This window comes from Aliagarivorans taiwanensis DSM 22990 (genome assembly GCF_000429505.1).
Lineage (GTDB): Bacteria > Pseudomonadota > Gammaproteobacteria > Enterobacterales > Celerinatantimonadaceae > Aliagarivorans > Aliagarivorans taiwanensis.
Genome location: NZ_AUBZ01000064.1, coordinates 1 through 9781 on the forward strand (window position 1 = coordinate 1; position 9781 = coordinate 9781).

At 54.2% G+C, this 9781-nt stretch carries 9 protein-coding genes and 3 pseudogenes; 4 read left to right on the forward strand and 8 right to left on the reverse strand.

The window, feature by feature from the left end; all coding sequences use genetic code 11:
* Positions 1-339, forward strand: a 339-nt coding sequence (locus G462_RS24405; protein ID WP_157378585.1) for an integrase core domain-containing protein, incomplete at its 5' end; no start/stop codon positions are given.
* 9 nt (positions 340-348) lie between these two features.
* A pseudogene (locus G462_RS25015) lies at positions 349-477 on the forward strand (IS4 family transposase); the annotation flags it as partial.
* A gap of 9 nt (positions 478-486) precedes the next feature.
* Here the strand turns inward: G462_RS25015 and G462_RS23515 are convergent.
* The 7 genes and pseudogenes from G462_RS23515 to G462_RS23520 form a co-directional block, all read right to left on the reverse strand.
* Positions 487-1368 (reverse strand): annotated as a pseudogene (locus G462_RS23515) (LysR family transcriptional regulator); the annotation flags it as partial.
* A gap of 131 nt (positions 1369-1499) precedes the next feature.
* On the reverse strand, positions 1500-4316 hold the full coding sequence (locus G462_RS0119690; protein ID WP_026960503.1) for an FAD-binding and (Fe-S)-binding domain-containing protein: 2817 nt from the start codon (positions 4314-4316) through the stop codon (positions 1500-1502).
* A gap of 296 nt (positions 4317-4612) precedes the next feature.
* Positions 4613-5143: an alpha-ribazole phosphatase gene (gene cobC / locus G462_RS0119695; RefSeq protein ID WP_026960504.1), complete on the reverse strand. Its 531-nt coding sequence runs from the start codon at positions 5141-5143 to the stop codon at positions 4613-4615.
* Complete coding sequence (cobS, locus tag G462_RS0119700) at positions 5128-5889, reverse strand: adenosylcobinamide-GDP ribazoletransferase (protein ID WP_026960505.1); 762 nt, start codon at positions 5887-5889, stop codon at positions 5128-5130. The genes cobC and cobS overlap by 16 nt, the downstream gene beginning before the upstream one ends.
* Before the next feature lie 8 nt (positions 5890-5897).
* Complete coding sequence (cobT, locus tag G462_RS0119705) at positions 5898-6947, reverse strand: nicotinate-nucleotide--dimethylbenzimidazole phosphoribosyltransferase (protein WP_026960506.1); 1050 nt, start codon at positions 6945-6947, stop codon at positions 5898-5900.
* Between the two features lie 79 nt (positions 6948-7026).
* Complete coding sequence (locus G462_RS0119710) at positions 7027-7395, reverse strand: hypothetical protein (RefSeq protein ID WP_026960507.1); 369 nt, start codon at positions 7393-7395, stop codon at positions 7027-7029.
* A gap of 261 nt (positions 7396-7656) precedes the next feature.
* The gene (locus G462_RS23520; RefSeq protein WP_035478480.1) at positions 7657-8382 is read right to left on the reverse strand and encodes a tellurite resistance TerB family protein; all 726 of its coding nucleotides are present in this window, start codon (positions 8380-8382) and stop codon (positions 7657-7659) included.
* 305 nt (positions 8383-8687) lie between these two features.
* On the opposite strand from G462_RS23520, the gene G462_RS0119720 reads away from it, so the two are divergent.
* Together G462_RS0119720 and G462_RS0119725 are read left to right on the forward strand one after the other, a co-directional pair.
* Complete coding sequence (locus G462_RS0119720; protein ID WP_026960508.1) at positions 8688-8954, forward strand: DUF3081 domain-containing protein; 267 nt, start codon at positions 8688-8690, stop codon at positions 8952-8954.
* Positions 8951-9517, forward strand: coding sequence for a CIA30 family protein (locus tag G462_RS0119725; RefSeq protein WP_084405149.1), 567 nt, complete (start codon positions 8951-8953; stop codon positions 9515-9517). The genes G462_RS0119720 and G462_RS0119725 overlap by 4 nt, the downstream gene beginning before the upstream one ends.
* A gap of 7 nt (positions 9518-9524) precedes the next feature.
* Here G462_RS0119725 and G462_RS0119730 read toward each other — a convergent pair.
* Positions 9525-9781 (reverse strand): annotated as a pseudogene (locus tag G462_RS0119730) (hypothetical protein); the annotation flags it as partial.

The window sequence follows — 9781 nt, forward strand, 5'->3', positions numbered from 1 at the left end:
AAACCGAAAGACTTGATGTTCCATAGTGACCAAGGAAGCCACTATACCAGCCGACGCTTTCGCCAACAGCTCTGGCGTTACCAGATAAAACAGAGCATGAGTCGACGCGGTAACTGTTGGGATAATAGCCCGATGGAACGCTTCTTCAGAAGTTTAAAAACAGAATGGATACCGATGACCGGCTATCGCAGTATCAGTGAGGCACAGAGTGAAATATCACGATACGTAACGGGGTATTACAGTCAGCTCAGGCCGCATCAATATAACGGCGGGCTGACACCCAATGAGTCAGAGCGAAGGTACTGGCTTGAATACAAAACCGTGGCCAATTTAACTTGACCACTACAAATTGTATATCAAGCGCTTTATCAGAACTGCCCTGAGCTGCACAAAAAGCGCCTCGATACCCTTATAACCGCTGTCAAGGCGCTGCAAAGCAGCGACACGCTGACGCTCACCTCGCTGGGCAGGCACATCGGGCAAATTGTAATACTTATGGATATGCTCAATCAGCAGCTTGGTTTTGCGGGGCACATGTTTGGTGTAAGGATAAACGGCATAGATGCCTAAGCTTTTGCCCACCTGATCGTTCAATACTTCAATCAGCCGGCCTGCCGCTAAATCCTCGGCGACTAAGATCTTGGGCACATACACCAAGCCTTGGCCATACAAGGCCGCCTTGCGCAGCGCAGAGGCGTTATTGGTGCAAAAGTTTCCCGCCACATTCAGGGTGTAGCTACCCTGCTCGCCCTTAAACAGCCACTCATAGGCACCGGTCTCCTGAAACGAGTAGCCCAAGCAGTTGTGTTTAAGTAAGTCCTGCGGTGAGCGCGGCAGGCCTTGCTCTTTTAAGTACTCAGGTGCGGCGCATATCACCCAGTGCACATCTACCAAGCGGCGAGCAATATAACTGGAATCGGGCAGCACCCCGGTGCGGATCGCCATGTCGTAGCCCTCCTCAATCAGGTCGACAAAGCGGTTTTCTAAGTCCATATGCACATGAACCTTGGGGTAGGCTTTGCTGAAGTCGGCAATGGCCTGTGGGAGCACCAGCTCACCGGAGATGGTCGGTACCGTAATCTTGATAGAGCCTGACAAGCTATCGTTAAGCCCCTGCAGCTCCTCCATCGCATTGTTAACCGAGTTGGCCACCTCACGCGCATGCTTGTAGAACACCTCGCCGGCTTCGCTAAGCGCCAGCTTGCGGGTGGTGCGGTAGATTAGCTGCACGCCCAGCTCCTGCTCTAAGCGGGTAATGCGTTTGCTAATCACCGACTTGGTTAAACCAACCTGCTCGGCGGCTTTGCTAAAAGAGCCTTGCTCGATGAGGTGGTAGAAGATCAGAAAATCGTCGCTATGTTTGAGCATAAACCACGCTTATTGCAACAGTGTTTGAGTTTGTTGCAATAAGCTTAAGAGATAGCCCGAGCGATTTCCTGCACCCGCCCCACACTTTGCCAATCACAGCTACTGCCGACACTCATCCGAAGCAACTTGCGCTAGCGGGTACACTGGTCCACCAAGTACACAATCGACTGATAATCGATACCCGAGTGATGGCTAAGGCCAATCTCACAGGTACGACTGGTGGAATAACCACTGCTGCAGCCTTCCACCTGACCGGATAAGGTGCGCAGTGCCGACTCGTTAAGCTCTGGGGTGGTAAAGCCTTTATCGCCGGCAAAGCCACAGCAGGTGATTTGGTCAGGGACAACCACGTTGGTACTGCAGGCGTTCATCAGTTCGACAATCTTCTGCTCTAGCCCCATCCGCCGCGCCGAGCAGGTAATGTGCAAGGCGACCTTGTCGTCGGTGGGCTCGAACTCCAACTTATCCATCACGTACTCGTGGATAAACTCCACCGGTTCATAAAGTTTAAGCTTGGGATGGGGGTGCTCTTTTAGCTGCATCAAGCAGGGGCTGGTATCGCAGTAGATGGGGATCTCGCCGTTGTTACTGGCTTCGAGCAACATCTCTATGGTCTGGCTGGCCTTTGCATCTGCCTGATTAAACATGCCCTTGCTCTTAAACGGCAAACCACAACATTGGTCTTTTAAGCCCTTGGGATAGATCACCTCAAAGCCGGCTTTACGCAGTAGGCTTTCGGTTTTCTCGAACAGTGTGGCCTGCTGCTCTGCGCCTCGCGCTGGCCCCATGGTGCGGCTGGAGCAGCTTGGCAGATATACCACCTTAAGCGGGCTGGCTGCGGGTTCGCTGTTCTCGATGTACTGATTGACCGGAATAAGCTGCGCCGCCGGAGTCGGCATAGACGGCGTCCAGTGACCCACACGTTTGCCCGATGCCTTACGCATACCACTGGTAAGCGCGCCCATCGCCTTGCTGCCAAGCACGCCATGGCTAACATTGGCCGCGCCAAAGGCGGTTTTTGCAGCCTTGGTGACGATGTTGAAGTTGTCGGCAATCCACTCCGACACCCCTTCCTTATCCCGGTTGCGGTCATGGCGTAGCTGCCGGACCAAGTCGCCGGTGTTGATCCCCACCGGGCACACCGTTGAACACAGCCCACAGCCAGCACAGGTATCGATCGCCATATAATCGTATTTGTCGGCGAAGGCTTTTTTGTTCTCGCCGTCGAGCAAGGCCAGCTCTCGCTTGCCAATGATCCGCTGGCGCGGGCTAAGGGTGAGCGCTCGAGAGGGGCACATGCGCTCACAAAAGCCACACTCAATACATTGGTCGACGATATCGCTGACTGCCTCCATGGGCTTGAGATTACTGATATGCAGCTTGGGATTATCGGTAATCATCACATCGGGGTTTAGGAGCCCTTGCGGGTCGAACAGGGCTTTGATTTTAAGCATGTAGCCGTAGGCTTCCTCGCCCCACTCGCGGCGCACAAACGGCGCCATATTGCGGCCCGTGCCATGCTCGGCCTTGAGCGAGCCATCGTACTTGTTCACCACGATATCGCACACTGCCTCCATAAAGCGCTCGTAGCGTGCCACCTCCTCGCTGCTGCCAAAGCCTTGGGAGAAGATAAAGTGCAGGTTGCCATCGAGGGCATGGCCGTAGATAACCCCATCGTCGTAGCCAAACTGCTGCATAAGCTGCTGCAGGTCGGTTAAGGCATCTGCCAGGCTTTCGATATGGAAAGCGACATCTTCGATAAGCGCGGTGGTGCCCTTGGGCCGAGTGGCTCCCACTGCGGGGAAGATCCCTTTGCGGATATTCCAGTAAGCCTGATACTCAGAAGGCTTATCGGTAAAGCTGGCTGGCACCACCAGCGGCAAGTCGTGGACCTCGCCCAAGATGGTGTGGATCTGCCCCTTTAGCACCGACAGCATCTCTGCCTCGGTTTGCACCAAGATCGCCGTCGCGCCTTGCGGCAAATTGGCGACAAACTCAGGCACCCCGTCCATATGCTGCACCACTTTGAGCGCGTAGTAGTCAATCATCTCGGCTGCAGACACCGGTGTGTCGTTGAGCTTAAAGCGCATCACCGCTTCGCTGGCGGTGCGGATATCAGGGAACACCAAAAACGCCGAGGCTTTAAGCGGGTACTTTTTGATGGTGTTATGGGTGATCTCCGAGATAAAGCCCAGTGTGCCCTCAGAGCCAATCAGCAAATGGGCGATGATGTCGATGGGGTCGTCCCACTCAATCAAAGAGCGCAGCCCATAGCCGGTGGTGTTTTTGATTTGGTACTTGCGGGCAACCCGCTGGCTAAGCGCCTTGTGGCTGCGCATCTGCTCGGAGAGTTCGGCAACACCGGCGAGCAAATCGGCGTGAGTACGCTTGAACATACTGCGGCTGGCCTCGGAGCCAGTATCGAGAACCGTTCCATCGAGCAAGACAATGCGCGCCGACTCCATCACCCCGTAGGTATCCATCGAGTTCATGCCCGCGGCATTGTTAATCGCGATACCACCAATGCTTGCCGCATCGATAGAGGCCGGCATGGGTGCGAGCTGATAGTGAAGCGGTGCCAGATAGCGGTTGGCATCGCCCCCTAGCACGCCGCATTGCATGCGGATCTTGGCGCCACCTTCGAGTATTTCATAGTCTTTCCAATCCGGCGTTAAGGAGAGCAAAATCGAATCGCTCAGCGCCTGACCCGAGAGGCTGGTTCCCGAGGCGCGGAAGGTAATCGGCAGGCCCACGGCAGAGGCTAGCGCCATCAAGCGGATCACCTCGCCTTCATTGGCGACCTGCACAATCACCTTGGGAACTAAACGGTAGAAGCTGGCGTCGGTGCCATAGGCAAGTGAGCGGAAATAATCAGTGATCAACCTATCGCTGGGGATGAACTCGGCGGCCGCGTTCACAAACTGCTCATAGCTATCTTTCACTTGCATGTCATCGTCCTGATGCCTATTGGAATGTTGCGGATCAGGTTAGCAACAGCGCATTAGTAAGATTAGGCGCTTTAAGGCGTTTAATTGTTTCTTAAACGCCACTAATTGTCCTATGCCATTGTTATAATAGAATTTTGCTAATTAAGGGTGCGTGTTTTTGCAGACTTAAAGCCCCCCTAGCGAGTGAGAAACTGTGATCTCGCTGCAAAGAGTCATCAAGTGATGTTACGTACTTGATTTCGCGCATGCCCCTAGTCGTTGTGACTTTTCTTTTGATTAAAAGCTAACGCGGGTAATTAAAGGCTCACCCGAACCACCTGACCATATTCGAACTGGTAGCTAAAGGCATCCTTAAGCTCGGTGTTATGCGCGATACTCAAAAACGCTCTGATCACGCCGCAGTGGGTAACGATAACCGCACGCTTAAGGCCGCTCGCGAGCAGGTCGGTTTTAAAGGCGCTGACCCGTTGATACAGGTCGACAAAGGACTCGCCGCCCGGGCAGCGTACATTCACATAATCGTTGCCCCAGTCGCGGTATTCATATTCTGGAATATCGTTCCAGCGCCTTAGCTCCCAGTCGCCGAAGTTCAGCTCTTTTAGCCGCTCATCGAACGCGATAAAGTCAGTTGTTAACTGTTGCGCCAGCCGCTTACAACGCCGCAAGGGGCTAGCGTAGATAGCGTCAATCTGGCGAAGCTCGGGTGTGTTGCTAACAATCGCTTGAACCTCGTCGGTAAAGGAGTCGGCCACATCCAGATCGCTCTGCCCATAGCAGACGCCCTTCTCCACCTTCGGGGTGGTATGCCTGACTAGATAAACTTCCATAGCGCGATAACACTCAAGTAAAACACTACTTCTGAAACCTGCTGCACCGCACCGGCACAGTCGCCGGTATAACCGCCAATCCATTTGCTAAAAAAGCGGAACAGCGAGGCTTCAGTCAGCAACAAGGGGATCAGGGCGAGCAACACATAGGGCGAGTCGAACAGCAAGAATGCGCTCAGGCCCATTACCGCATTGGCCAGCAGTGAGGAGAGTGGTAGCTTGTCGGCGGCACTCCCCGCCTTGGCTTGATTCTTCTCCTGCACATAGCGACCACGGGCCAGCATCCGTGCAGCGGTAAAGCGGCTAAGTACATGTCCGGCGATAATCATCAATGGGATCTCTGCCGCGGCAAACTCTTTGAGGCTAACGAACTTCAGCAAGGTAATCAGGATAAGACCCAGCACACCAAAGGTGCCCAGCGTAGAGTCTTTCATGATGACCATGATCCGCTCCTTGCTCCAGCCGCCGCCAAAGCCGTCGCACACATCGGCCAGGCCATCTTCGTGAAAGCCGCCAGTCAATCGCGCGCCAACGATAAAGCTAAGTACCAAGGCGATATCGCTGCTAAACAGCAGGTTGCTCACATAAAACGTCAAGGCGGCGATAGCCCCGACTATCCAGCCAATCAGGGTAAAGTAGCGGGCACTTTGCTGGTTGTAAGCCGGATCGAACTGGGCCCCCGGCGGGCACGGGATGCGCGTGTAGAACATCAGCGCCGCGCAGAAGATATTGAACTCTCTATACATTGCCGCTGCTACTCATCGGGCTGGCTAACGGCGGCTGAGTCGAAGCTGGCCATCTGATTGATAAAGGCGCAGGCGGACTCAACGATGGGATACGCCACCGCCGCGCCACTACCCTCGCCAAGTCGCATGCCGATATCGATAAGCGCCACTTTGCCCATGTGCTCGAGCATGGCTTTATGCCCGCTCTCTTCGGACTGATGGGTGCAAATTACGTAATCGAGCACCAAGGGATTGATGCGCTGTGCCACCAGCAGCGCCGCAGTGGTAATAAAGCCGTCCACCAAGATAGTCGCCTTCATCTCCGCGGCTTTAAGCATGCCGCCACAGATTTGAGCGATCTCAAAGCCGCCAAAGGTGGCCAGCAGCGCGATGGGGTCATCGCTATCAACATCGCGGTGTATCTCCTGTACCTTCGCCAGCGTATCTAGCTTTTGCTGGTATTGGGCGCCAACCACGCCAGTACCCTTGCCCACACATTGGTCAATCGGCAACTGGCAGATGGCGCTCATCAGCAGCGCTGAAGCAGAGGTATTGCCTATCCCCATCTCACCAAAGCCGATACAGTTACAGCCCTCCTGAAGCGTCGCTTCGGCAATCTGGGCGCCCTTGTCGATAGCAGCCTCACATTGCGAGCGGCTCATGGCAGCCTGCTCTAGATAGTTGTGTGTACCCAAGGCGATCTTGCCGTCAATCAAGCCATCGACCTGGCCAAAATCATAGTTCACACCCGCATCGACCACCTTGAGTGCGATACCGTGCTGTCTGGCAAACACGTTGATCGCCGCCCCACCCTGCAGAAAGTTCATCACCATCTGAAAGGTGACTTCCTGAGGAAAGGGATTCACTAGCCCATCTTTGGCGATGCCATGGTCAGCGGCGAATACGATAAGGGTCGGCTGGCTAAGGGTGGGCGCTAAGGTGTCTTGAATACAGCACAGCTGAAAAGCGATGGATTCGAGCTTACCCAGCGCTCCGAGCGGCTTTGTTTTAAGGTCGATCTTGGATTGGATCGCGGTGGCTTGGTCGAGGGAAATCGGCGTGATATTAAATGTCGTCATAATGATTTAGTTTTTAAAAATAGAGCGTTGAAAACAATAGTTAAAAGCAATCGTTAAAAACGGCGTTACTGGGCGCGTACTAGCGAGTCGATGCCAGCAAGGCCAAGACACCGATAGCAATAAAAAACAGCCAAGACAGATGCTTACCTTTGGCCCCCACTAAGGAAACCAGCGCATGCAGCAAAAAGGTAATACCAATAATGCCCGCTATGACATGAGCGCTTAACGGCCCTTGGGATAAGTGAACCAAGATGGCAGCAAAGCCCCACCACGCAATCGTGGTGACATGCCAAGCAAAACGTAGGGTGTTTTTAGTGAAGGTTTGGCCGCCGTAGAGCTTTGGGAGGTTGTCGCGCCGAAACAGCCGGATCAGTAGGTAGCGCTCGCCTAAGTAGGAGTGGGCAACGCCGATAAACACCAACAGCAGAGCAGCAACATAGTAGAGCATGTGAGTCCTTCCTTAGATTGCAGCGCACGAACAGGGCTAACTTGCCGCCCGAGGTTTCAGTCCAGACGAAATAGTGCTCACTCTATCATTTGGTTTTGTCCATATCCATCAGTGGCTTATACCCAAGCAACCTCAAGATGCAGGATTCAAATTAGTAAGGGGACTAGTAACAGCGGCCGAGTTCGATAAGGGGTTAGATAAAGAGATAGGTACAAACCCTGTCGCTGCATGCCTCTTACTACAGCGACAGGGGAATGGCGGCTACTGCGCCATTTGGGCTTCTATTTCATTCACCAAGCCTTGCGGCAGATTAAGGCGCGCTGCCAGCATCGACAGATAGGCACGCTCAGCGGCGGAGTCGACCTCGATGGCCAGCAGCGATGCGGCGTAGATCTCTGCGGCGACCTCTGGGCAGGTGGCGCTGGCAACAATAGCGTCCATATCCACCGGATGGCCCATCTCCTGCACCAACACACGCTGGGTGTCGGCATCTAAGCCGAGCGCTTCAATACGTTGGAAGATCGCTTGGCTCTCCTGGGCATCCAGCCGACCGTCGGAACGCGCCGCAGCAATCATGGCGCGGATCAGGGTAAGCCCCAAGGCCTCCTGAGCGGCGATATCATTTGCCGCTGGCATAAAGGCTGAGCCAGCGGGCGCCTGAGTAAGCGTGCCGGTATGCCCCGCCGAATTTGCTGGGGAATACGTAGCGTGAGCCGCTTGTTGCGCAGGCTGCGGACGATAAGTTACATCTGGCTGGGCCTGCCCGCTTGCCGCCGCGCCACTTTTGTCGCTGTATTTCTGATAGGCGCTATAGGCAAGTGCGCCCACCGCGGCAACGCCCCCAAGTTTTAGGGCCTGCTTGCCCATTTTTCGGCCAGACTTGCTGGTGAGCAGCCCACTGGCGAGCCCTCCTGCCAAACCGCCGGCAAAGCCACCTGCGGCGCCGCTGCCCATTAGTCCACCGAGTAGTTTGTTGATATCAGCCATAAGAACTTCCTTTTTGTAGTTATTCGAGAACAGAGCGCTTGTAATGAATCGTTATAGTGAGCGTTCTTTGTAAGCGAGCCTGCTAGACACCTTCTTTTTTCAAAGATAGGCGATCATGCCGGTGATTTCCGTTGTGAACGCTTTTGTCGACGCTCTAGTAAACGCGCGTGTCACGTTGGCTGATCAACCCACAAAAAGGTATCAGAGGCACGCCATATTGATCGAGGAGGAACACCCACACGTAGCTAAACAGGTGAAATCGACCAATCAGGGCGCGTGTTGGCCCAACCAAGCAGGAGCCATCTATGGACAGCAGACTCACCATCAGAGATTTTCTACGCGTGTTTGACCTTGTCAGCTCTAATGGCACCAAGCGCCAGTCTAAGTACCAACTAGACGGGCTAAGTGCATGGCACGACTTCGACGGCTACACCTGCTGGCTCGGCTATAAAGATGTCACGGTCACGCTGATGTTCCACGGCTCGCTGAAAATCGAGTATGACAAGCCCGCCAGCTACAATGAGTTGGTCGAGCGCTGCCTGGCACTGACCGCCAGTGAACCTATGTCATGAACATATTTAAGCGCGCATGTTTCCTGGCCTTTACTGCACTATCGCTTGCTCACCCGGTTACAGCAGGAAGCCTGATGATCGACTTATCCGCACCTGACGAACACCATCAATGGCGTGCTACCAATGACGGAGTGATGGGTGGACTCTCCCAAGGCGGATTGTCGTTTAATGGCCGCTGGAGTTTGTTCTCGGGGGAGCTATCGTTCAGAAACAATGGAGGCTTTAGTTCGGTCAACCGCCCCATTGCGAACCTTCCCGCGGCCATTGACCGGGTCGAGCTGGTATTTATCGGCGATGGACGCCGCTATCAGTTACGTTTTACAACGATGCTCGACGGTGAGTTGGTCCGTTACAAACATGAGTTTGCCACCGTTCAAGGGCAGCGCCACAGCAAACGCTTCATACTCAGAGACTTCCAAGCCACATTTCGTGGCAGGCTTATTAGCGATGCGCCCTCACTCAAAGCTGAAGCGATAAATCAGGTGGGGCTATTGATTGCTGATAAGCAGCCAGGGCCGTTTGCGCTGCAACTTGTGCAGCTCCAGTTCCTTCCCGCGCCTTAAACGAGCTTTAATCCGCACCCTTAAGTATCTGCTCCATCACCCATGCGGTATGAGTAGCGCTAACACCAGTGGATGGGTGTGGTATACCTGAGAACAGCTGCGCTTGGATGTTTTGCACATGGTAGCGCTGAATGTGCGGTGGGTTGTCGATATACAGTTGCTGCTCACCGCTAGGGAAGGTGCGATTAAGTCCCTGATGTGAGATCATAGGCATAAGGATATCAACAAGGACGTGCATCCATGACTCACCAGTTAACCTTCGCC